Here is a 24,704-nt window from a genome sequence, read left to right on the forward strand (position 1 = left end):
ATGAATATCAACAGCCCAAATGATAAAGAAATTGCTTTAAAGTCATATACCGAAACTTTTTTGGATATTCTTAGACAAGAATTAGGTGACCAGATGCTTTATAAAAACTTTTTTGCCAACTTCGAAATCAAAGACGTCTCAAAAATTGGCCATATAACTATCGGAACAACTAACGTAACCCCAAACTCACAATATGTTATAAGAGCTTATGAAAGCAGTATTCAAAAATCTTTAGATGAAACTTTTGAACGCAAGTGTACATTTAGCTTTGTTTTACTTGATTCTGCTGTTAAAAAGAAAGTAAAAAGAGAGCGAAAAGAAGCAGCTATAGAAAACATTGAACTTTCGAATCGCGAAGTCGATAAAACTAAAACTTTTGAAAACTATGTAGAAGGCAACTTTAACAAAGAAGCAATTAGAATAGCAAAACTAATTGTTGAAGGTGAAGAAGACTATAATCCTATATTTATTTACGGCAAATCTGGAATAGGAAAAACTCACTTGCTTAATGCGATATGTAATGAGCTTCTTAAAAAAGAGGTCTCAGTTAAGTACATAAATGCTAATTCTTTTACAAGAGACATTTCATATTTTCTCCAAGAAAATGACCAACGTAAACTAAAGCAAATAAGAAATCATTTTGATAACGCTGATATTGTTATGTTTGATGACTTCCAAAGTTACGGAATCGGCAATAAAAAAGCCACAATCGAACTAATCTTCAATATTTTAGATAGCAGAATAAATCAAAAAAGAACAACAATAATTTGTTCGGATAGACCTATCTATTCATTACAAAATTCATTCGACGCTCGTTTAATTAGTCGTCTTTCAATGGGCTTACAACTTTCAATTGATGAACCTCAAAAAGCTGATCTTTTGAAAATTTTGGACTACATGATTGACATTAACAAGATGACGCCTGAATTATGAGAAGATGATGCTAAAAATTTCATTGTTAAAAACTATGCCAACAGCATCAGAAGCTTAATAGGAGCCGTAAATAGACTAAGGTTTTACAACTCGGAAATCGTCAAAACAAATTCTAGATATACATTAGCTATAGTTAACTCCATTCTTAAAGATATCCAGCAAGTTAAAGAAAAAGTTACACCTGATGTGATTATTGAATACGTCGCAAAATACTACAAATTATCTCGCTCTGAAATATTAGGCAAAAGTAGAAGAAAAGATGTTGTTTTAGCAAGACACATAGCTATTTGGATTGTTAAAAAACAATTAGATCTTTCTTTAGAACAAATTGGTAGATTTTTTGGCAACAGAGATCACTCAACCATCATTAATGCAGTTAGAAAAATCGAAAAAGAAACAGAGCAATCAGACATAACTTTTAAGAGAACTATATCAGAGATAAGCAATGAGATTTTTAAGAAAAATTAACATTTTAAAAAGCAGTTTTAAACTCTTAAAAAAGTACAAAAATGCCAAAAAAAGTTTAAAAATTCGTTAAAAATTGCATTTTTGCTACTTATCCACAAATTAACAAAACATATATTTATTATTTAAGGAAAACATGAAAATTATTGTAAATAAAATTTTTTTAGATGACATTATTGAAGTTGTTTCCAGATTTTCTGATCCAATTAGTTCTCTATATGGAATGAGATGTATAAAAATAACTGCAAACCATAATTTTGTTAAATTTGAAGCAACAAATGAAATAACAAATATTGTTAGAAAAATTAAAGTTGATGACAACAAAATTATTGTCGAAGAAGACGGAGAATTATTAGTTCAAGCTAACTATTTCAAAAATATAATTAAAAAACTAAATGGCTTTATTGAAATAAAAACTTATTTTAATAAAATGGAAATAAAACAACAAGATTCAGTTTATACACTAACATTAAATGAAATTAGTTCATTTCCTCAAATTGATGAAAACATTAACATTAAAAAGTTCCAAATTAATACTGAAGAGTTTAAAAAAGCAGTAAAAAACGTTGCTTTTGCTGCAAGTAATGGTGCTAATTTGATTTATAAATGCATTAATTTCAAAAGTTCAGGAAATAAATTAAATTTAGCAGCAACAGATACATTCAGACTAGCTTATTACACAATTAAAACAAATCAGATTTTAGAAGATTTTGACTTCAGTGTTAATGCAAAAGATGTTAAAGAATTACTTCCTACTGATGCTCCCAAGACTGTCACAATGTTTTATAACTCAATTAAATTTGGTGTTGAATACAATGACACCACAATAACCGCAAGAATTACCGATTTACCTTACCATAATGTTGAGCAGCTATTTAACAAAGCAATATCGGAAACTAAACATAAAATTACTATTGAAAAATCAGAATTCAATAATCTTTTAAATAAGATATGAATAAACTCATCCGCAGATAAACAAAATAGAATTGAACTTAAAATTTCTAACCAAGAAATAAATGTTTACACAAAGATAGATGAATTAGGCGATTCAAATGTTAAAACAACCAAATTTACTTTAGAAGGATCTTCCTTTGTTTTTGATATGAATTTCAATTACTTAAAAGATGCTATTTCTATAACCGAAGGCGAAACATATATTTTAATTGATGAAAAAATTCAAAATATTGTTTTATTTTCAAAAGATAATCCTAATTCAAAACAAATAATAACTCCTCTTAGAAGGTAAAATGAAACCAGAAATTTTTATCCAAGAAGACTTTATTACTATTGGTCAGCTATTAAAAAAAATTGGATTTATCCAAACAGGTGGTGGAGCTAAGTTTTATTTAGAAAAAAATAAAGTTTTAATTAATAATAAAAAGCCCGAAGGAAGAAATTCTAAAGTTAAAAGCGGCGATTTGCTAACTATTAATAGCAACATTTATATTATTAAAAAAGAACCAGATATTTAATAATTAAATTGTTTTTATTTTATTTGATGTTATAATATTTTTGCTATTTTTTTAAAATAGCTTTTGGAGGGGTAGCGAAGCGGCCAAACGCGGGTGGCTGTAACCCACTTCCTCACGGTTCGGGGGTTCGAATCCCTCCCCCTCCACCATTTTGCCCCATAGCCAAGCGGTAAGGCAACGGGTTTTGGTTCCGTCACGCGTTAGTTCGAATCTAACTGGGGCAGCCATTTGTTCTCGAAAGAGAGCATTTTTTTTATTTCCTTTTTTTCCAATTTATTTGTTTTATAGGCTTAAATGTATAATTTTATTATGAAGCCAATTTATAAATATAATGTTGTTTTTAAAGATAATAACAACCCAAACGAGAATATAATTTTTTGCCATGGACTTAATTCAACAGCAGACAGATTTGATATTTTTAAAAATTATTGAACAAAGTCAAACTATTATTCACTCCAGTTTCCAGCAAGTAATTTAACACCTGTTTTAGAAGGTGATGAACCTAGTGTTTTTTGTTTTGCAAAATTATTAGTTGAATTTGTTGAGAAAAATAATCTAAAAAATGTTACCTTAATAGGTCATTCATTAGGAGGCGGAACTATTTCTTTAGCTTATCAATTAAGACCTGATTTATTTAAGAAACTAGTTTATTTAGCGCCAATGAACAAGCCAGCCTTGGCATTGTATGACAGATATAAAAAAGACTATTTTCCTAATGATTACGAAGGTTTTTTAGATCTTATGCGCTCTCTTTATTATGATATTTCTAAGTTTACATCTGATCCAAATTGAGTTAAAGAGCAAAAAGAAAATTTTGATCCTTACTTGTATAATAATCCTGATATTGTTAAACTTGGAACACCTGATATGAATGTTTTTAACGCAATAAAAGAAACTTTGAAAATTATCAATGTTCCAACTTTACTAATTTTAGGTGAAAAAGACGGCGTAATCTTAAGAGAAGAGTGTATTGACTATTTTAAAAAGTATGTAAAAGATGTCGAAACTCACTGGATTCCAAAAACAGGGCATATGACGTATTTAGAAGACTGAGATTCATTTATAAAAATTCTAGAACCATTTTTGGACAAATAATATGAATGTAATTTATAAATATGATTTTGTTTTCAAAGATAACAATAATCCAAATGAAAACATAATTTTCTGTCATGGATTTAATTCATCGCCAAATTCATTTAGAATTTTTGAAAACTACTGAACTAAGTCAAATTATTATGCCTTGCAATTTCCTGGTAATAATCACACTAAAATTAAAGAAGGTGATGAAGCCACTGTTGAGTGTTATTCTAATTTATTAATCAAGTTTATAGAAGATAATAAATTGAAAAACATTATCTTAATAGGCCATTCTATGGGCGGAGGCACCATTTCTCTTGCTTATCAAAAAAGACCTGAATTATTTAAAAAATTAATTTACTTAGCTCCAACAAATAAGTCATCACAAAATGTTACTGAAGCCTTTTTAAGAGATTACTTTCCCAAAACTTTTGATGAATTTATAGGCTTTTTTAAATCGTTATATTATGATGTAACAAAATTTACTTCAAATGAATCTTGAATGAGACTTGTAAAAAATACATTTGATCCATATGATTTTAATAATCCAACAATAGTTGGCTTAGGTCAATATTTAATAAGCAACTATTTTCATGATAAATTAGAGCTTGCTTTACAGTCTGTTAATGTTCCTGCTTTATTGATTTTAGGTGAAGATGATGGAGTAGTAGACAGGGATTTGTGTCTTAATTATTTTAAAGAAAATGTCAAAGGTGTTCAGGCATTATGAATGCCTAAAACAGGACACATGATGTTTGAGGAAGACTGAGAAAACTTTATAAAAATTGTTGAAGAATTTATTAATAGACCTGAATTAGCCAGTCCAAAAGCATTATAAAAAAGCCATAGCGGCTTTTTTAATTTATTTCTGATTTTGAATTCTCTTCTAAAGTTTTTAATGACTCAGTTGGAATAGTTTCGCAAAAACCAAACATTTCAACAATGCCTTTAAATGATGATTCTGGAATTGCTAAATCTTTTAATTGAGAAAAACTTATATTTAAATTGATCTTGTCCTCTTGATCATTTTCAATTTTTTGAACAAATTCAGGATCTGCTACAAAAACAGAGCTTAAGCCCACCAAATCAGAATATTCAAGAGCATCTAAACATTTTTGAGGAGTGTTAATGCCCCCCGATGAGATTATAGGAAGAATGCCCTTAAATTTGTCATAGATAATTTTGTTAACTAACTGCCCCTTATACTCATTTTCTGATCTAACTTTGTTTAAATATATATCATGGCCTCAAGAAGCAATTGCTAAGTAGTTTATCTTGCCCTTTTTAATAATTTCTTCTATAAGTTGGATAAAATCAATTATGCTATATCCTAACTCAGCACCGTATGTTTCTTCAGGAGTAGCACGGAACCCAAAAAGAAAGTTTTCATCTGCATATTGATCAATCACTTTTCTTATTTCTTCAACTATTTCTAGGCACAATCTAGATCTGTTTTCAAAACTGTTTGCTGAATATTCGTCATTGCGCTTGTTAACTATTGAACTAAAAAAAGTTTGAATAAGCAATCTTTGCGCCATTGATATTTCAATTCCATCAAAACCAGCAGCAACAGCTCTTTTAGTTGCGCTTGCATAATCTTTTACAATTTGTTTTATTTGACTTATGCTTAATTCAAATACTTCATGTTCAACAGGGATATGATTTTTTTCGTATGATGGTCCATAAAGATAACCATATTTTTTAAGACTTGCTTTTGAAAATTTACCTGCATGAGCTAGCTGCAAAATTGCAACATTGCCTTTCGATTTCATAGCTTTAGCAAGCTTTTTTAATGATTCAATGTCATCATCACTTTTTGCACTATATCCATATTCAAAAAGCTGACCAAAGTCATCAAAATATGTTCCCCCTGAAATTAATAAAGGTGCGCAATCTGCTCTTCTGGCTGAGTATTTTTCTTCTTCTGTTGTTACTTTTCCATCTTTAGTTGCCAAGCTTAAAGTCATTGGTGAAAGGACAAAACGATTTTTAAGTGTGTAGCTGCCTAATTTAAAAGACCTAAAAAGCTGTGCATATTTATTCATTATCATCCTCGCTTAAAATTGTTTTAACAACATCATCCACACTTATTTCATTAAAGAAGTATTTTTCCAAATTTGCCTGTTTTATAGCATTAGAAAGCTCATCATAATCCATTTTTACACCAACTAAAGCTTTTTCAAGTTCGCTAATATCGGTTTTAGCAAAAAAGTCACCACTGATTTTAATTTTTTCAATTCTTTGACCTTCAACAGCAAGAGAGAAATTAATTGTGCCAATTACAAGTCTTGCATCACGGTTATATTCATATCTAGGACTTAGACCATAGTTTCAGTCTCAGTTTTTGTATTTTGCATTAACTAACTCATCAATTTGTTTTTAGTCATTTTCTGTTAGCACATATCTTTTTACTTTACTTAAATCATCAACATTAAACAATTTTTTGACAACTAAATCCTTAAATTCAAAAATATCCATATTTTTGTATGGCTCATCAAAATAGTCACTTAATGGTGCAATTCTTTGTCTTACTGATTTAATTCCCTTAGCTTCAATTTTCTTTCTATTTGGCTTTAGTACCTGTGACATTGCATCATAATCGATTTTATAAATATAAGTATTTCCACCATAAATTGTGTCACCAATTAGTGCCATCGCCGCACCGCTGACTTTAAATCCATCAATTGTTAAGTCATTTTTACCTGACTGAACAACATTTTTAGCGCCTAATTCCTTAACGATTTTTATGGCTGGCTCTAGGAATTTTTCATAATTTCCTAAAATACTTTCATTATCTTTATACGGAATTAAATAACAAACTCCCATTTGATTACTATCAATATAAATAGCTCCGCCACCAGTGTCCCTGCGAACTATTGGAATGTTATGTTCTTTTAAGTATTTAAAATTCACTTCAACTTCAGGATTTTGAAAATATCCTATTTGCACATAAGGATCTAAAACTGCGGGAAAAGCAACAATTTTATCAAATTTTAAATGACTTAATGCTCAGATTTGTGTAGCAAGATAATACGCACCATCTTTTATATATTTTCCATTTCTAATAGGTTCAACTAAAATCATATATACCCCTATAAAATAGCCATATTCAAAAATATTGATTTATGAAAGAAACATAAATCAATACCATTTTTATTCTTCGTCTAATATTATTTTTGCAACTTCTTCAGCATTTATTTCATTAAAGAAATAACTTTGTAAGTCAGCATCTTTGAAAGCCTTAACCAAGTCTTCATATGTCATTTTTGTGCCAACTAGCGCTTTTTCTAATTCAGTTATATCTTTTTTAGCAAAAAAGTCACCACTGATTTTAATTTTTTCAATTCTTTGACCTTCAACAGCAAGAGAGAAATTAATTGTACCAATTGCAAGTCTTGCATCACGGTTATATTCATATCTAGGACTTAGACCATAGTTTCAGTCTCAGTTTTTGTACTTAGTATTTACTAATTCATCAACTTGTGCTCAGTCTTCTTCAGTTAATTCATAACGTTTTACTTTACTTAAATCATCAACACCAAAAAGCTTTTTAATGACAAGGTCTTTAAATTCAAAAATGTCTAGATTACGGTATGGTTCGTCAAAATAGTCACTTAAAGGAGCCACTCTTTGTCTTATTGATTTAACACCTTTTGCTTCAATTTTTTTACGATTAGGTTTTAATGAATCAACCATTGCGTCATAGTCAACTTTGTATAAAAGAGAGTTACCACCATAAATAACATCGCCATTAAGCATCATGGCAGCACCACTAACTTTTCTGCCGTCAATAGTTAAGTCGTTTTTGTCTGATTGAACAACATCTTTTGCTCCTAGTTCTTTTAACATCTTAATTGTTGGTTCATAAAATTTGTCGTAATTGCCCAAAATATTGTCTTTTTCATCATATGGAATCAAGTAGCAAACGTTAACAGAATTATCATCAATGTAAATTGCGCCACCGCCAGTATTACGACGAACAACTTCCAAGTTGTGCTCTTTTAAATACTTAAAGTTAACTTCAACTTCTGGATTTTGGAAGTAACCTAATTGAATGTGGGGAGCAGCAATACCGGGAAACACTATTTTTTCATTTAGTCTCAAGTGATTCATTGCTCAAATTTGGATAGCTAATCAATATGCACCATCTTTAACATATTTACCATTTCTAATTGGCTCTACTAAAATCATTTTTAACCTCTAATAATTTATTAATAGTTTGTTTGATATCGTCTGTTCAAACATAAGTTCTTTGTCTTATTTCTTGCGGAGTTCTATAAGATTTATTATTCATTGCAACATATTTTGAGTTAGAAAACTCTTTGGTCATTTCTCAAAAAGGAAACTTAATTAATGTTGGAGTAGAAAACCCGACCCCTATTTCTCAAAAAAGTATTTTTTGACCTTTATGCCTATGAATAAAGTCTTCATACATTTTTTTCTCTTCAAAAAAACGTTTATCTTCAACCATTCCTTTACCTTTTAGACGTTTATTAACTTCTAAAAAGTTATTACACTTAGGGCAGCGTGGAATAAGCCCTAAAGGAACTTTCATGTCTTTTTGCTTTTCGATCATTTCATAAACAGCTTTATCATTTGAATAAAGTGTGTTATGGCACATTTTTGAGCACTGAAGCAAGTTGTATTTGCCTTGAATATAAAATATTTTGTCTTCTTCAAAGTCTGCAGCTTCTAATGAGTTATCACTATTTGTTGTGATTATGTGATAGTTTTTGCCCTTTAAATATTCTTTTAGTTTCAAAAAGCTTTCACTTGCAGGCTGGTCAAAGTAATTAAGTTTCATAAATCTAGAATGAAATGCCCAATAGTTTTGAATATCATCAAAGTGATAAACACTTGCTTGAAGCATATCTAGAAACTTAAATTCATCAATAAAGTCTTTAAAATTTTGAACAAATCTTTGTCCGCTATAGCCTATTCCATCAGCACTGGTCATTCCCGAACCAATGCCAATTACAATAGCATCAGCTTCATTAATAAGCGAGTCTAATTCTTTAACAGAGTTTAATGTAAGCATATTAAAAGTCTTCTAATTGTTCTAATGTTTTAGGGTCAATGTCGCTTAAAATCATTACTCAGTTTTCACTATCTTTTGGCGAACTTAATAACTTAGGATTAGCCATAGCTTCCTTATTAATTTCAACAACTGTAGCATCAAAAGGCATTTTTAGTGTCAAGATTGCCTTAGAAGCTTCCAAGTTTAAGAAAATGTCATCTTTATGCAACATTTTTTTGTCAGTGTTTTTATATTGAATAAAGCCAATTGTTCCAATGTCATCTTGCATTTCAGGAGTAAATCTTAAATAAAATTGGTCTTTACCTTCTAATTTTTCTACAACTAAATACTTATCAACTTTTTTCATTTTTACCTCTTTTTACATAAAAATCAGCAACATTCTTGACTGCTCTTTTTCGATCATTTATATTAGCAACAGTAGGCAGAATCATTAAGTGATTTATTTTTAGATTTTCACACAAATTATTAAGTTTATTCATGCTTTCATCATCAAAAACATTAAAAATACTTTTGTGCAAACGCAGGAAATTTTTGCGTTGTTCTTCATTAAACACAAATTTTTCAAACACACTATATGGAGGGTAATAAGCAAAATGATTAGGATCAGCAAAAGAACGATAAAAAGCAATTAAATTATGATTTCTCGTTGATGATTCATAGTCAATTCCACTTACCACATTTACGCTAAGTGCAACTTCTGGTGGATTTTCGCCTCATGCTGTTTTATAGGCTTCAATGTATGAATTAATAACATTTTCAGCATACACTTTAGATGGGTTCAAAAACCAGCCATAATTAATTTTAAATTTATGTTGAGCTGCAAAAATTGCGCTTTGTTCAGATGTTACCAACATAACAATGTCAACAGGCTTGTTTATGTTAGGATTTATCCTAAAATCAAACTTTTTCTTGTTGTTTAAATATTCATTAACAGCAATAATTTTTTGCTGATATTCAGTTGAAGTTAATGAAGGTTTTAAAAGCTCAATTGTTTCTTTTGTGCCTATATTTGATCCAAATCCGTAAACAAAACGCTCTGGATGTAATAAATTTAGTGTTTGAATCTGCTCTGCGACATTATATGCTTGATAATTAGCAAGCATAATGCCGCCACACCCTAATTTAATTCCACTAACACTATTAGCTAAATGATCAAGAAGAATAAGCGGACTAGAAATAACCAATGAATTAACATTGTGTTGCTCACTAATTCAAAAAGAATAAAGATTTAAATCCTTAACATATTGACAAAGTTCGATTACTTCTTTGTAAGCTTTTTTATAGTTATTTTGGTTAGTTAATAGCCCATGGTCAAGAATGCTTATCTTCATAAATAAAATTATAAAACTAAAGCGCCATAAAATAGGCATTTTGGAAATTTATACATATTTAAAAAACCAATATATAGAAAAAAAGGCAAAATAAATCATTAAAAACTTATTTTTATATAAATGTATAATAGTGATATGGAAAACAGATTAATAGAAAATCAAAATAGCAGCCAAAATAACTTTAGAAGATTTGAGAACGCTTCATCTGTAGCAAGTAGAAAGAATGCTTTTCTAGGAGCTTCTGTTGGTTGGTTCTCTTATGCAACAGGAATAGCATTTATTAGTGCTATTGTGCTGTTATTACTCTTTCCTAAAGCACTAGATTACTTACAAAGAAATCCATTTATTGGGCTTGGTCTTGCATTAGGCCTTTTAGTGCTCATTTTTATCGAGTTTATTGTAGGCCCAAAAATGAACTTCTGGGCACAGTTAGTAATAATAACTTTAAGCATGATGCTGCTAGGAATTGTTCTTTTATCATTTGCACTTGTAGAATTATTAGGAACCTTTGCTACTGGCGCAAGTATTAAATACCCACCAGCCTTAGCCAAAACATTTGGAGTTATTCTGCTACCAATTGTTATATTATCAATAATTGCAACCTTAGCCTACTTTGATTTAATGAAAATAAAATTTGTGTATGCAATCATAATATTCTTAACCATTAGCTTCTTTTTCATCTTTATATTAAGCGTCTTTATATTCAACTCATGAATTAATGCACTATTTCCATCAATAGGCTTTGCTTTAATGATTTCTTATATGGCATTTGACTGATGATTAATTACTAGATACAATAAAGCATTTAACGCTACAGTAAGTAATGACTCGACCAAAAAAGAGTTCATGAAGCTAACAATATACTTTGGATTTAAATTAGCATACGACTATATATATGCACTTGTATATCTAATAAGATTAGTAAGATTAGCTAAAAATTAATATACAAAAACCAGGCAGCAAGCCTGGTTTTTTTATGTTGATTAAGGTTATTTTCTTGTTTCAGAAGCCAATCAGTCAACCATTTTTTGGAATTGACCACCAGGATCAGAAGGGAATTTAGCTCCTAATGCTTTTTTAGCTGTTTCCATTTGATCTTTTAAAGATTTTTGAATCTCTGTCTTCTTTTGTACATAGTATGCGGTTGCATCTTTTAATGCTTTGTTAGCTATTTCATCATTTTTATCATCTAATAATCCTGATGTTGCAACGCCTACATATTGTTTGTCTTCAGTATCACCATAGCCAAAGACTGTTGGAGTACCATTCTTCTTACCAATTTCAAATCCTGGTTGAAGGTCTAGTTGGTTTTCACCTTTGCTATATAAGTCAGCTAAAATATTGTAAACTGCTTGACCTATTAATTTCATAACTGATGTAAAGATTCTGTGACCTTTTAATGCATTCTTTTGGTCAGCATCAACACCAATGATGAATTTATCTTTATCAGCTAATTTTTTAATTTCTTTTGCTGTGTCAGTTGACAATGAACCAGCAACAGGGTAAGAAGCTGTAGCTTTAACCACAGAGTTAATAGCTGTAGTAGCTTGAGGTGTTCCTGAAGTAAATAAAGTATTTAGCTCAATAGTTTCATTTAATGACTTAGTCTTAGCCTCTGGGTGTTCTTTATTTCAGTCAATAATACCTTGGAAAGTACCAGCTATAAAGTCAGAAACTGCTGGTCAAGGAATACCACCAAATGCACCAATTGTACGTTTTTCAGGTTGGTCTTTATAAACTTGTGAGAAGTAATCTGCAAGTGCACGTCCAGCTATATATGCAGCTTGTTTAGTGTCAAAGATAACTGGAACTAAGTGTCCTTCACCTATTTTTTTAATAAATGTTTTAACATTTGCATCATCCTCTGTGAAAAGATTAAAGTCAACAGTAATAAAGATAATGTTATTATCTTTAATTTTCTTGATGTAGTTTTCATCTAAACCAACAAGTGAAGCTTGGTGTGTAAATCCACAAAGAACAATGTATCTGAAGCCACTGTCAATAGCGTTTTTGTAAGCTTCAAGTAATTGACCTTTTTTAGGTTCATAAACTTTGTTTCTTAAATTTTTGTTGCCGCTAACTTGAGCTTTGTCTAAGCCTAGTTCGTAAGAAACTTTATGAACTGCTTCTCATCCTGATTGGTTAAATGATTCATCATGGACAGAACCTTCATCAGTTATAAAGGTTGCTTTAGGTGCATTTTCAACAGTTAAGCCTTCTCTTAGTTTAAGCCCTTTACGAGAAGTAATGTGTGCAAGTGTTGAAATAGTTTTTACACCATCAACTTCTGTTTCTTTAAAGTACTTGTCACCACAAGATGCAGCTACCAATGGTACTGATAAAACAGGAGCAGCCCCTAAAAATAGATAGAATTTATTTTTCTTCATTTTGATCCCTAATTCAAATATATAAAGTTCAAAAATTAAATTTCCTAGTTTAGTTTTTAAACCATATATATTATATTAAATTTAATATTTACCTATAGCAGTGTGAAACAGGCAAATTAAACTAATGAAATAGTAAAACCGACTCTATAACTTTCCTCTCATTTTTAGTTATTTTCATTGCTTTACCATTAAACATATTAAATACTAAAATACCTATAAATAAGTTAAATGTGATCGATAAGTTGCCTGGATGATATTTACTTCAAATATTTTCCCCGGGCTTTTTGTTCATTAATAAATTCATTCATTTACTTGATGCTAAAAGTGTGCAAAATGGGCCAATTAAAAACACAAGCAGTAAAAAACTCAGTGATGCTACTACACCAAAAGTAATAAGCAAAGTTTTTTGCTTAGAATAAACTAGGGAAAACATAATCATAAAAAAAGTTAAAAGAGCTAGAAAGCCTAGAAAAAATATTATAAGAATTCTAAATTTTTTATTTTGATCATACGAAGCTAGTTTTTCTAATTTTTTGATCTCAATATTCATTAACTTTATATTTTTATTCATAAATTCCCTTACTAATTACTGAATTTAGCATTCCAAAGGCTATCATCAATAAACATTTATATATAATTAAATTGTATTTACTTAAATATATTTTATACAAGAAAGATACAAGAAAGGGGGTTTTATGGAGCATGAATATGCCGTTGAATTTGAGCATGTTACTAAAGACTTTGTTGGTATAAGAGCTAACGATGATGTTACTTTCAAAGTTAAAAAAGGCTCAATTCACGCGCTTATTGGTGAAAATGGTGCTGGCAAAAGTACGCTAACATCAATTTTGTTTGGCTTATATGAACCAACTGAAGGGTCAGTCAAAATTAATGGTAAATCAGTAATTGTTAAGAATCCTAACCAAGCTAATGAAATAGGTATTGGTATGGTTCACCAACATTTTAAATTAGTTGCAGCTTATACTAATTTACAAAATGTGATTATGGGTTCAGAGTTTACTTACAACTATTCAATGGGCACCTTGGATCTTAAGTTAGCTAAAGCTAAAATTAAAAGCATTCAAGAGCTATATGATTTACACTTTAATCTAAACCAAAAAACATCTAAAGCAACTGTGGCAACTCAACAAAAAGTTGAGATTATGAAGATGCTTTATCGTGATGCTGAAATTTTGATTTTTGATGAACCTACAGCTGTTTTAACAGACCAAGAAATTCAAGGTTTACTTAAAACAATGCAAGTGTTTAAGGAAAACGGCAAAACCATCATTTTTATTTCCCATAAACTCAACGAAGTTAAGCAAGTTGCAGATGAAGCAACTGTTTTAAGAAAAGGAAAGGTTATTGGAACATATGATGTGTCCAAGACGTCTATTCCACAGTTAGCTGAGGCTATGGTTGGTCAAAAAGTTGTTGAAACAAAAAATACTGCATTATTTGACAGTTATGATAAACCGGAGCTTATCTCATTTGAAAATGTTTCAACTAAGAAAACTAGAGATTCAGTTTCTTTAAAAGATGTGTCATTTAAAGTTCACCCAGGCGAAATTTTGGCAATAGCTGGTGTTGAGGGCAATGGTCAAGAAACATTAGAATATGTTTTAGCGGGCTTAGTTAAACCTACACATGGTGAAATTAAAATTAAAAATCCTGATTTTGATTCAAGTAATCCAAAATCAATTAATGAATTTAATATTACCAACTGAAGCGTTGATAAAAAGAACAGAGCAGCCAAAATTAACATTGTGCCAGGTGATAGACACAAGCACGGACTAGTTTTAGACTTTAGTATCAGAGATAACTCTATTTTAAGATTGCTAAATGATAAAACTTATGCACCATTTGGTTTTATTAAAGCCAACAAAAAAGAAGAATTGTTCCAAAATGTTGTTGCTAACTTTGATGTTAGAGGTACTAACCACGGTAATTCCTTGGCTAGATCGCTTTCTGGTGGTAACCAACAAAAAGCAATTGTTGGTAGAGAAATGAGCACTGATCATAATCTACTTGTGATAGTACAGCCAACCAGAGGACTTGACGTTGGAGCAATTGACTTAATCCATAAGAAAATTCTCTTAGAAAAACAGGCAGGCAAAGCTATATTATTAATTTCATATGAGCTTGATGAAATTTTAGCTTTAGCCGACACAATTGCCGTTATTAATGATGGCAGAATATTAGATCTTAAACCTGCAGCACAATTTAATAGAACAGAAATCGGTTTATTAATGGCTGCATCAAACAAGGATGATGAAACAGAAGGAGAGGGCAATGAATAAGAGTGCTGAAAAACAACAAAACCCTGTTTTATCATTCTTTAGAAATTTCTGAAGCAAGGTTAAAAAAGGTGTAAACGCCGATAGTGCTGTTTCTACAAGAAGAAAGGCATATAACTCAATTTGATCAGTTGTATTTGGAATTTTTGTCTCAAGCATTGTGCTTTTAGTATTTTTCCAAACCAATCCATTTGAGTTTTTTGCCCAAGTTTTCAATGCAACAGCAACTAAAGGAAACATTGACTGAGTTTATATATTTATTATTTACTCACTGGCATCAATTGGTGTCGGATTCTCCTTTAAAACAGGGCTATTCAACATTGGGGTTGCTGGACAAATGTCACTTTCAGGCGTTATTTGTTTAGCATTAATTAACCAAAGCAATGTAATTGAAAGTAATGGTGCTATTAAAAACCAAGGGTTAGTGTTCTTAATAATGCTGCTTTCAATTGTTATAGGATTTTTATATGCTGCAATAGCTGGATTATGTAAAGCATTTTTCAACATTCACGAAGTTGTTTCAACTATTTTGCTTAACTGAGTGGCTGTTTATATTGGTAGTTTTATATTTGGTTCTAAATCACCATTTAACAACAGCTTTGTGTTTAAAAACGCATCAACTGGTTCAGCCCCTATTAACATTTCAGGTGGATTTTTTGACAAAAGTTCATTCTGAATTTTTGGAATAGTACTAGTAGCATTTGTTTCATTAACTTTATATATGATTTTTGCATTTACCTCTTTAGGTTACAAAATCAAAATGAACGGACTTAATAAAGACGCTAGTTCATATGCTGGTGTTAACCAAAAATTAACAACTGTTTTATCAATGGGCTTTTCTGGCGCATTAGCTGGACTTGCTGGATTTATCCACTTTGTCTTTAAAGCTAAGCAGTATGATGTAATTACGCTTTCCAGTCCGCTGCCACTAGGTTTTGACACGATAGCTATATCATTAATTGGTATTAACTCGCCAATAGGAATTCTTTTCTCATCTGTTTTCTACACGATGCTAGAGTTTTCTAGAATTGAATTGATTAGTTTTTACTCAACAAGCGGTGTTAAAGAAGGTGGTATTGATCTAGTTGTTGGTGTTATTATATTCACAACAGCACTTGCCTTAATGTTTACTAATTTTAGGCCTATTCGGAAATTTAGGTTATGAATTTCCTTGCTGACTCAAAAAGAGTACAAAGGGCATTATCAAACCTATAAAGAAAAAGTTAAAGCAGTTAAAGAAAACACTAAATTACTTCTTATTGAAGCTCATAAAGTGTATACAGAAAATAAACTAAAATACAAAGAAATTAAGAGCAAAATTAGAGAGATAGAAAATGAAGCTTTAATTAAAATTAAACAAGGAACTGACAAAAAGCTAGATAAGAAACTATCAAACAACGAGATAGAGAAAATTTTCCAAAAGTTAGCTAAAGATAAAGTTGTACTTAATCAAGAATTAACAAGATATGGTTACTTTGACATTAAAGACATCAAGAATCTTAAAAACGTTAAGCTAACTCAATTGAAAATTGAACTTAAAAAGATACAAGAAGAATTGTTAGATAATTATTTATTTATTGAATTAAGATTAATTTTTGCTCAAGGATCATATGACCAAAAGCACTATAAAATAGTCAAAGAACATAATTTAGAGCAATTCAAAAACGAGCTATTTTATCTATATGAAGATAAAAAACAAATGATTAAGGATCTTAACAAACAACTAAAAAGTGCTCAAGTACAAAATGATGCTGAATTAGTTAATAAATTAACTGCTGAGCTAGCAAAGTCGCAAGAAGAACTTGCTCAAATTAAAACCAGTTATGCTGCTTACAAAAAAGACTTATTAGCTTCATATAAAGGTATTGAAGTTAAAAACGATTCTGGTGATGAAAATTCAAGCATCAGCATAAATCAAGACTTGTTCCATCAATATAAAGAAAAAATTAAAGCAATAGAAGCTGTAGTAACAGGAGGTAATTAATGGAAAGTATAGCATTTATAACTAACGAAACATTATTCTTCGCCTGTGTTCTTGGACTAGCAGCTATTGCCGGAATATTTGCTGAAAGATCAGGAACAGTTAATATTGCAATCGAAGGTACAATGTCAGTCGGCGCACTTGGATACTGTATTACTTCAGCCCTTTTTACAAGTGGCGGAAGAATTAGTGGTCTTAATTTAGATGTGCCCGGTCTTGAGATAATCTCACTTATATTTGCTGCTTTATTTGGCTCACTATTTTCACTATTGCTAGGTTTAGCAACAATAAAACTAAAAGCTGAACACACAATTACTGGTGTTGCGTTGAACCTTTTATCAGTTGGTATTTGTGCTGCTATCATGAACCCTTCTCTTTTAGGTAATGCTCACAAACAAATTGATCATACTGTTAAAGAACTTGCATTAAGCACTAACTACAACAATTTTGGAAACATTTTAAGCTTTAAATTATTCTTACTAATTGCTGTTGTAGTTATTTCATGGTTTGCTTTAAACAAAACAAAATGAGGTTTACGTTTCAAAGCAGTTGGTGAAAATCCACAAGCTGTTGACGTAGCCGGTATTAATGTTTACAAATACAAATGAACAGGAATTGTTATTTCTGGATGTATAGCAGGAATGGCAGGGGGTGTATTTGCCCAAAAATTACCATTTACTGGTCAAACTAACGGTTTTGGTTTCCTTGCCTTAGCAATTATGATTATGTCTCACTGAAATGTCTTAATTGTTCCTGTTTGTGCCTTATTCTTTGGATTCTTCCAACAAATGGGTGCATGATTACTTAGTGTTGAATTCGACAAGGTTGTTACTGTTGAAACAAAAGACAAAGTACAAAAATTTGGTGAACTAATCAAAGCTATTCCATATGTTCTTACACTTATTTCGATTATGGCCTTTAGTGGTCTGGCTCCTGGCCCAGCTGCTTCTGGTATAAATTATGATAAGTCTAAGAGATAATTAACCGCAAATTATTATCAGCTCAGAGAAAAAACTGAGCTGATTTTATTTAATCCTTGCAGTGCTATAAAACAGGCATTATGGACTTTAAACAAAGATATTTAACAAGGGGGTAATTATGCATTTTACAACTTATACAAAACAACCAAAAAACTTGTTTTACAGCGATATAAAACCAAAAATGAAAAAGTTTTTTTCTTTTTCTATACCGGTTCTGATACTTTAATTTTTTGGCTTTTTTAAGTACTTAAAATATGTAAAATAATTATGTTTTTTAAAATTACAAGGAGAATGATATGCTAATAGGAATAAGCGGAATGATAAGCAGTGGCAAAAGCACACTAACAGCAAAATTACACAAGCATTTTAATACTTCATTAATGCTTAAAGAATATGATGAAGATAGCGAAGTGTTTAATACTTTTTTAAAATGACTATATGAAAAACAACCGAACTTAACTATTGGCTTTCAATCATATGTTGTGGAAAACCACACAACTAAATTAAGCGAATTAATCGATGAGTTTAACAAGCTAAATAAAAATTGACAAACAGATCATATATTTTTAGATCGTTTTAGCATTGAGCACTACATATTTGCAAATGTAAATTTAAGACCTAAGGGTCAAAATTACTTAGACGGATATGATGCCTTGTTTACTCACTTAATTACTAAAGATGAAACCCCTGATATTGCCATATATTTAGATATGAGTTGAGAAACGTTCCTTAAAAGAATTTTTGAACGTGGAAGACAAGTTGAAATAGACAATTTTTATGCCAATGAAGAATATTTCAAGACTTTGTATAATTTATACAAAGACTTGTTCATCAAGCAAGCTGAAAAGTTTAAGCTAGAGTACAAAATCATTGAAACCGATAATCTCACTGAAGATGAAGTGTTTGAAAAAGCTTTAGAAATTATTGCAAATCACAAAAGTACTTTCAGAAGGGGTTAGGATGATAATCGGCATAAGCGGAATGATAAGTAGTGGCAAGAGCACACTTGTTAAAAAACTCAGCAATTATTATCCAAATTCAGCATACATTGAAGAATTTAGTGAGAATGATCCAGTTTTTAACACTTTTCTAAGATGATGTTATGAAAAGCAACCTAATACTGATATTGCTTTCCAATCATTTTTGGTTGAATCATTAACTGATTCATTTCATGAGCAAAAAGAAAAATTTCAAAAGACAAATAGCAACCAAAATGGTCATATGTTTTTAGACAGATTCATTTTAGAGCACTACATTTTTGCTGCGGCAACTTTGAGCAAGAAGAAAAATAAGTATTTTGAAGCTTTTGATAAGTTATTCAGTCACATATATGATTCTAACTGCAACCCTGACTTTGCTCTTTTTATTGATATAAATTGAGAAACATTTAAATCAAGAATTTTTCAAAGAGGCAGGAAAGTTGAAATAGATAATTTTAATGAAAATGAAGAGTACTTTAAATATTTACATAAAATTTATAAAGAAACATTCATTGATTTAGCCGCAAAATACAACATTCCATATGAAATAATTGATTCAAATGATAAGTCTGATACTGATGTATTTATTGAAGCAGTGTCAAAAATTGAGAAACATATTAAAGAAGCAAAATAAAATCAGGCAGCTAGTCCTGATTTTCTTATAAGCCTATAAAACAAGATCATAAGTTAGTTTTTGTTTACTATTTCTTGTATGTATGAAACATCAAACAACTTGCTGTAGTCGTTTGAGCCATCAGAATTTTTTGGAAATTCTATATCTGGATCTACTCCATATTCATAGCTTTCAAAGTTTTTATTAGCAAAAACGTTATTACTGCTTAAAACTGCAATATTGCCTGTTGGCAAGACAGACATTTTTAAATAAGAAGCTCCGCCCTGTGTTTTATAACCTATTATTTTTGCTAAATTGTTGTCCTTAACAATACCTGCAAATAAGTTTCCTGATGAATAAGTTACTGGCGAAGTTAAAAGATAAAATTTAAAATCCTTTTTATTTGTTTTTGACTTAACTTTCATTCCATTTTTTGAGCCTGATTGAGGGTTTATTAGATTGTAGCTAAACTCTTTGTCAGTTATAAAACCTAACAATTCATAAACTGCATAAAGCGAGCCACCTAGCATATTAGAAAAATCTAATAAAATATTTTTTACATCTTTTGATTTATGTTCCTCGAACACAGACTCCAAAACACTTGTTATGCCATCAATTAGAGCATCAAAACGCACAATCAACGTTTTACTATCCGGAGTTAAAGTCGTTTTAACAAAGTTATTGTCATTTCTTGGAGACATTTTTTGAAAACTAAAATAAAGCTTTCAATATTCCTTAATTCGTTTGGTATCATCAAAACTGTTATTTAAATCATCATATTGCTTTTCATCCTGATTATATCCATTCATAAACAGTTTGGTATGTAAATCATCCAAGCCATTTATTACTGAGTGGACTGTTTTATAGTGCTTTTCGTCATAATCCAACAAGCCTTATTTATATTTATTTAAGAAGTTTAAAAACCAATTAGGGTCTTTATTTTTTATGCCATAAAAATTATCCAGAAGAAAGTGAAAGAATTGAAATTGATATTCCTTTAAGTCTTCACTTATTACTTTTTTATTTAAGTTAGTGCTGCTTAGCATTTGTCTATAGTCAAGATTTTCGGGATTATGTAATTCATAAAAATTAAAAAATAAGCACTTTATCATTATTAAAATAAAACTGATTTACAGATTCACTTAATAGAACTTGATTTATGACATTAAAAGGAATTAAAATTTTACCTTCATGTTTTATCATTTCAAGTCCATATTTTCTAAAATCAATAACAACTGGCTTATCCTCACTGATTTTTTCATCTTTAATTTCAAATAGCAAGCTTTGTTGATGCTCTCTTGGTAATATCGAGTTTAAAAACTCATAGCTAGATAAAACTATTTGTTGATTTTGATAATCAAACTTAAGTGCATAGTTTTGTTCAAATGAATTATTGCCATTTGATGAATTAAACTTATTTATAGAGTTAATGGTAAAAGTATCATTATCATAGAAAGAGCTAATTTTCTTTTGCAAATCATATGATTTAGATTGATAACTTACATCATAGTAATTTTGTTCAAATTCAAGAATACCATCAGAGATTTTTAAAAAATCATTAACAGAAATGTAATTTATATCATTCAACTCATAAAAATCTACACTGTTAGTGGCAGGGAGAATAGTTTTAGTTATAGAGCTTAACCTATATGTTGACTTAGTAAAGTTAGGTATATATTTTAGATAAATATTCAGATCTGAATCAGCAATATAATCATTTGGAATTGGTGATTTAAAATCTTTATCAAAAAAATAACCAGCAAATTTATATCCTGGCTTTTGAATAGTTTCAAAATCAATAGCTGAATTGGTTTTCACTTCAATTTTCTTAACAGGTTTATTATCTACAAAGTAAGTGATATTTGTATGTTTAGTTAGTTGGGTACTTTCATTATTAATAATTTTATTCACATGGGAACTGTTCTGAACATTACATCCAACTATTGGCAAAGATAATGATAGAGAAGTCAACAAGCCAATATACTTTTTCATTTTTCTCCTTGTTTTATAGTGTTATAAGAAATTTTACACAATAAAAATCAAAGGGGCAAAACTAAAAGTTAGTGCAGTATGTTTTTTGTCTACTTCTGGCTTAATTTTTGAAATCTTTTAGGCTTAACATCTTCTTTTAAGACTGATGATTCATTAGTAAATTTTTCATAGCTAGTATTGCTACGAACTTTTCATGAGCTAATATTTTGATTGAATGACTTTGCTTCACCAAACATTCCAACCATTGTTTTTACTTGTTGTACATCTCATTGACTTATATCTTGATTAAAACTTTCGGCTTCCGAGAACATATTATACATAGACGTAACTTTTGAAACATCTCATTTTCCTATATTAGCATTGAATTTTGTTGTGGCTCAAAACATTTCAGACATTTTAGTCACATTAGAAACATTCCAGGCACTAATATCTTGATTAAAGTTTTCTGACCAGCGAATAACCCATTTATATCTTGAACATTATCAGTTGTTCAGCTCCTTAATGAACCATTGAACTTAGTAGCATTATTAAAAACATAACTCATTGTCTGAATGTTTGCTGTATTTCATTTGTCTAATGCTTGATCAAAGTGTTTAGCACCATCAAGTGTTGATACAGACTTTTAATATTTTTTTAGATCCCAACTATTTAAATTGGCAACTTCTTTCGAAGACAAATCCTTAAATGCTTCATGTAATGAATTAATTTTTAAAGGCGGGTTTTCTGAAACTTCAATTGTGTTTTTAGGAACAGTTACAGTTCTAAAAGTCTGACCATCTGAATGTTTATAATAGCCTAATTGAGTAACTAAGATTTTATCATCACTATCAACTATTAGGTTATTATCATACAATACATAAACTTTGTCAGTTTCCTTTTGCTTTCTATAGATTGTGGGAACACTATCTTTAATATCACCAAAGTGCAACAATATATTTTCACCAGTAAGTTTTATTTCAAATTGTTTATTTGAGTTATCTTTAGCTATAGAGTTATTTGATTTTTCATTGTGAGATAAAGAAACATATTTAGCAATCTTTTCACCTACATAAGCTTTCAACTGCTCCAATGCATCTGCAAAAGTGTGAAATTCAGCAAAAGCATCCTTATGCTTTTTCAGGCATTATTTATCTGTTTTTTGAATTGTTCACCCTCATCTTTTGTAAGTTTTGGCAAACTTTTAGCATTGTTTTCAAAATTAAAAGCTTTGATCAAATATAGGTTTTAATTTCTTTATTGGTGGTTAATTCATGATTTATATCATTGTCAGTTTTTAACATTTCTTCATTTGATGCACTGTTTGAATAATTTGAACGATCATCAATTTATTTATTTGCGTTTTCGACCAATTCATCATTTGATTCAGGCACCATAAAATTCTTATTTATGGGAGTAAGTTGCACCCCCCCCTTTTTTTTCACTATGAACCTTAGCACAGCCAGCTGCAATAAAATGCATCGATACTGCAATTGATCCACCAATTAGTATGAGTTTTTTTGCTTATTTTCATACATATCACTTCATTTTGATAATATGAAATTCGAACTAATACATTGAAAGAAATCTACTACAGTCTTATGTATTGAAGCCTATAAAACAGTCATATTAGATAAGTTACTATTTAGGAGCAACTTTAGTTTTAAATTTTGCAGGCTTATTCGATTCTTTTAGTTTAGATTTGTCATTTGTAAAGAATTGGAAATTTACGCCTTCATAAAGTTTTCAACCACTGATATTTTGATCAAACGATTAAGCTCCTCCAAACATACCGAACATTGTTTCTACTTTTTCTGTATTTCATCCACTGATATCCTGGTTAAATGCTTCTGCTTCTGAAAACATTCTGTACATTGATGTTACATTAGAAACCTCTCATTTATTAAGAGGTTTATTAAACGATTTGGCCTCTCAAAATAAGTCAGTCATATCAGTTACTTTTTTAGTGTTTCAATCATTTACATCTTGATTAAAGGCAATTGCACCGGCAAACATTGAATACATTGTTTTAACATTATCAGTTTTTCACTCTTTGATTGATGAATTAAACTTTATTGCTTCTGAGAATGTTGAGGACATATCAGTAACATTTATAGTATTTCAGTTATCTAATGATTGATTAAAATTTTTAGCCTCATAGAATGTCGACGATAAGTTTGTTACATTTGACACATCTCACTTATCTAGATTTTCAATCTTTTCTTCACTTATACCTTTAAAAGCTTCAAAAAGAGAGTTAACTTTTAATGGTAATTGACTAGGTACTTGCACTGTGTTCTTTGGCACAGTCACAAGTCTAAAGGATCCATTTTCAGTTTTGTAGTATCCAAGCTGTTTAACTACTATTTTTTTTAGAAGAATCAACAGTTAATTTTTCAATATCTGTGCCACTAAAAAAGTGTTCTTCATCTTCCTTGTCTTTAAATGAATATATAGTTGGCACTGAATTAGTTATATCACCAAATCTTAGAGAAAATTTCTCATTACCAATTGATAAGTCAATAGTTTTCTTTGGATTTTCTTTTGCTATCAAAACTTTTAATTTGCTTTGATCGCTTAGATTTAAAAACTTTGCAATATCTTTTCCAACATATACTTTTAGTTGATCTACTACATCTTCAAAGTAATGAAAATTAGCAAAACCATATCTGTGTTTTCTTCAAATCTCTTCAACTTTCTTTTGGTATTTTTTAGCTTCATCAGAAGAAATTGAAGGCAAAGTATCAATATCTTTTTCCAAATCCTTAACTATTGGTTGATCACCTTGAGGTTTATTTGGCATACTGTCAGCACTATATGTTTCAGATTTCTTTTCTTTATCTACTTTAGAAGGCTGCTCAGATTCAGTGTTTATGTCAGACTGTGACCCACCTAATCTTTCTACTTTTGATTCATTAGTTTCATTTGACAGCTCACCGTTTTTATTGTTTTCAGTAGTACTCTCATCAACAAGTTCTTCTACTCTATTAGCTCCTGTGTTTATAATTTCAGTCTGTTTTGACCCACCCTTAGCACATCTAGCTGCCACAAAAGACATAGAAATTGCAGACAGCGGCGCAATCAATAAAAGTTTTTTAATTTTCATATTCTTCCTTCATTTTTCAGTATTTCATACATTAAGTTAACTAGTCAGATAATTTTTTAAAACTATTTTAAGGTAT

At 30.1% G+C, this 24,704-nt stretch carries 22 protein-coding genes, 2 tRNA genes and 2 pseudogenes; 13 read left to right on the top strand and 13 right to left on the bottom strand.

Annotation, left to right across the window (positions count from 1 at the left end; genetic code table 4):
• The 7 genes from dnaA to MAG_RS00035 all read left to right on the top strand — a co-directional run bounded on the left by dnaA (position 1) and on the right by MAG_RS00035 (position 4,785).
• Complete coding sequence (dnaA, locus tag MAG_RS00005) at positions 1–1,401, top strand: chromosomal replication initiator protein DnaA (RefSeq protein WP_011949184.1); 1,401 nt, start codon at positions 1–3, stop codon at positions 1,399–1,401.
• A 133-nt stretch (positions 1,402–1,534) separates the two neighbouring features.
• Complete coding sequence (locus MAG_RS00010; protein WP_011949185.1) at positions 1,535–2,644, top strand: DNA polymerase III subunit beta; 1,110 nt, start codon at positions 1,535–1,537, stop codon at positions 2,642–2,644.
• Between the two features lies 1 nt (position 2,645).
• On the top strand, positions 2,646–2,870 hold the full coding sequence (locus MAG_RS00015; protein WP_041308674.1) for an RNA-binding S4 domain-containing protein: 225 nt from the start codon (positions 2,646–2,648) through the stop codon (positions 2,868–2,870).
• A 65-nt stretch (positions 2,871–2,935) separates the two neighbouring features.
• Positions 2,936–3,019 (top strand) — tRNA-Tyr (locus MAG_RS00020).
• 3 nt (positions 3,020–3,022) lie between these two features.
• Positions 3,023–3,097: transfer RNA gene (locus MAG_RS00025), tRNA-Gln, on the top strand.
• An 82-nt stretch (positions 3,098–3,179) separates the two neighbouring features.
• Positions 3,180–3,965: an alpha/beta fold hydrolase gene (locus tag MAG_RS00030; protein ID WP_011949186.1), complete on the top strand. Its 786-nt coding sequence runs from the start codon at positions 3,180–3,182 to the stop codon at positions 3,963–3,965.
• 1 nt (position 3,966) lies between these two features.
• Positions 3,967–4,785 (top strand): alpha/beta fold hydrolase, encoded by an 819-nt coding sequence (locus MAG_RS00035; protein WP_011949187.1) that lies wholly within the window; start codon positions 3,967–3,969, stop codon positions 4,783–4,785.
• Between the two features lie 19 nt (positions 4,786–4,804).
• Here the strand turns inward: MAG_RS00035 and MAG_RS00040 are convergent, their stop codons facing one another.
• The 6 genes and pseudogenes from MAG_RS00040 to MAG_RS00065 form a co-directional block, all read right to left on the bottom strand.
• Entirely contained in the window at positions 4,805–5,992 is a 1,188-nt protein-coding gene (locus MAG_RS00040) for an NADH-dependent flavin oxidoreductase (RefSeq protein ID WP_011949188.1), read from the bottom strand.
• Positions 5,985–7,031, bottom strand: a pseudogene (locus MAG_RS00045) (lipoate--protein ligase). Before MAG_RS00045 ends, MAG_RS00040 begins: the two are co-directional and overlap by 8 nt.
• 69 nt (positions 7,032–7,100) lie before the next feature.
• Positions 7,101–8,138, bottom strand: a complete 1,038-nt coding sequence (locus tag MAG_RS00050) for a lipoate--protein ligase (protein ID WP_011949190.1) — start codon at positions 8,136–8,138, stop codon at positions 7,101–7,103.
• The gene (locus tag MAG_RS00055; RefSeq protein ID WP_011949191.1) at positions 8,116–8,985 is read right to left on the bottom strand and encodes an SIR2 family NAD-dependent protein deacylase; all 870 of its coding nucleotides are present in this window, start codon (positions 8,983–8,985) and stop codon (positions 8,116–8,118) included. Before MAG_RS00055 ends, MAG_RS00050 begins: the two co-directional genes overlap by 23 nt.
• A gap of 1 nt (position 8,986) precedes the next feature.
• Positions 8,987–9,331: a glycine cleavage system protein H gene (locus tag MAG_RS00060; RefSeq protein WP_011949192.1), complete on the bottom strand. Its 345-nt coding sequence runs from the start codon at positions 9,329–9,331 to the stop codon at positions 8,987–8,989.
• Positions 9,315–10,316, bottom strand: coding sequence for an MsnO8 family LLM class oxidoreductase (locus tag MAG_RS00065; protein WP_011949193.1), 1,002 nt, complete (start codon positions 10,314–10,316; stop codon positions 9,315–9,317). Before MAG_RS00065 ends, MAG_RS00060 begins: the two co-directional genes overlap by 17 nt.
• A 135-nt stretch (positions 10,317–10,451) precedes the next feature.
• On the opposite strand from MAG_RS00065, the gene MAG_RS00070 reads away from it, so the two are divergent.
• The gene (locus MAG_RS00070; protein WP_232955111.1) at positions 10,452–11,258 is read left to right on the top strand and encodes an MAG0110 family membrane protein; all 807 of its coding nucleotides are present in this window, start codon (positions 10,452–10,454) and stop codon (positions 11,256–11,258) included.
• Between the two features lie 47 nt (positions 11,259–11,305).
• Here the strand turns inward: MAG_RS00070 and MAG_RS00075 are convergent, their stop codons facing one another.
• A complete protein-coding gene (locus tag MAG_RS00075; protein WP_011949195.1) occupies positions 11,306–12,703 on the bottom strand; it encodes a BMP family ABC transporter substrate-binding protein in 1,398 nt (465 codons plus the stop codon).
• 121 nt (positions 12,704–12,824) lie between these two features.
• Positions 12,825–13,274: an MAG0130/MAG3770 family membrane protein gene (locus tag MAG_RS00080; RefSeq protein WP_011949196.1), complete on the bottom strand. Its 450-nt coding sequence runs from the start codon at positions 13,272–13,274 to the stop codon at positions 12,825–12,827.
• A 124-nt stretch (positions 13,275–13,398) separates the two neighbouring features.
• Between MAG_RS00080 and MAG_RS00085 the strand changes: the two genes are divergently transcribed.
• The 5 genes from MAG_RS00085 (at position 13,399) to MAG_RS00105 (ending at position 19,575) form a co-directional block, all read left to right on the top strand.
• On the top strand, positions 13,399–15,003 hold the full coding sequence (locus MAG_RS00085) for an ABC transporter ATP-binding protein (RefSeq protein WP_011949197.1): 1,605 nt from the start codon (positions 13,399–13,401) through the stop codon (positions 15,001–15,003).
• Positions 14,996–16,984, top strand: coding sequence for an ABC transporter permease subunit (locus tag MAG_RS00090; RefSeq protein ID WP_011949198.1), 1,989 nt, complete (start codon positions 14,996–14,998; stop codon positions 16,982–16,984). The genes MAG_RS00085 and MAG_RS00090 overlap by 8 nt, the downstream gene beginning before the upstream one ends.
• Positions 16,984–17,961: an ABC transporter permease gene (locus MAG_RS00095; protein ID WP_011949199.1), complete on the top strand. Its 978-nt coding sequence runs from the start codon at positions 16,984–16,986 to the stop codon at positions 17,959–17,961. The genes MAG_RS00090 and MAG_RS00095 overlap by 1 nt, the downstream gene beginning before the upstream one ends.
• Before the next feature lie 296 nt (positions 17,962–18,257).
• On the top strand, positions 18,258–18,920 hold the full coding sequence (locus MAG_RS00100; RefSeq protein ID WP_011949200.1) for a deoxynucleoside kinase: 663 nt from the start codon (positions 18,258–18,260) through the stop codon (positions 18,918–18,920).
• A 1-nt stretch (position 18,921) separates the two neighbouring features.
• The gene (locus MAG_RS00105) at positions 18,922–19,575 is read left to right on the top strand and encodes a deoxynucleoside kinase (protein WP_011949201.1); all 654 of its coding nucleotides are present in this window, start codon (positions 18,922–18,924) and stop codon (positions 19,573–19,575) included.
• Between the two features lie 53 nt (positions 19,576–19,628).
• On the opposite strand, the pseudogene MAG_RS04640 reads toward MAG_RS00105, so the two are convergent.
• The 5 genes and pseudogenes from MAG_RS04640 to MAG_RS04105 all read right to left on the bottom strand — a co-directional run bounded on the left by MAG_RS04640 (position 19,629) and on the right by MAG_RS04105 (position 24,628).
• Positions 19,629–21,546 (bottom strand): annotated as a pseudogene (locus MAG_RS04640) (S41 family peptidase).
• A gap of 89 nt (positions 21,547–21,635) precedes the next feature.
• Positions 21,636–22,004 (bottom strand): BspA family leucine-rich repeat surface protein, encoded by a 369-nt coding sequence (locus MAG_RS00115; protein WP_081475841.1) that lies wholly within the window; start codon positions 22,002–22,004, stop codon positions 21,636–21,638.
• A gap of 164 nt (positions 22,005–22,168) precedes the next feature.
• On the bottom strand, positions 22,169–22,606 hold the full coding sequence (locus tag MAG_RS03850) for a hypothetical protein (protein ID WP_050809743.1): 438 nt from the start codon (positions 22,604–22,606) through the stop codon (positions 22,169–22,171).
• A gap of 689 nt (positions 22,607–23,295) precedes the next feature.
• Positions 23,296–23,907 (bottom strand): BspA family leucine-rich repeat surface protein, encoded by a 612-nt coding sequence (locus tag MAG_RS04150; RefSeq protein ID WP_232955117.1) that lies wholly within the window; start codon positions 23,905–23,907, stop codon positions 23,296–23,298.
• Positions 23,879–24,628 carry a hypothetical protein gene (locus tag MAG_RS04105; RefSeq protein ID WP_011949207.1) on the bottom strand — a complete coding sequence of 250 codons (750 nt, stop codon included), beginning with the start codon at positions 24,626–24,628 and terminating at the stop codon, positions 23,879–23,881. Before MAG_RS04105 ends, MAG_RS04150 begins: the two co-directional genes overlap by 29 nt.
• Positions 24,629–24,704 lie beyond the last annotated feature (76 nt).

It is taken from the genome of Mycoplasmopsis agalactiae PG2, from assembly GCF_000063605.1.
Classification (GTDB): Bacteria; Bacillota_I; Bacilli_A; order Mycoplasmatales; family Metamycoplasmataceae; genus Mycoplasmopsis; species Mycoplasmopsis agalactiae.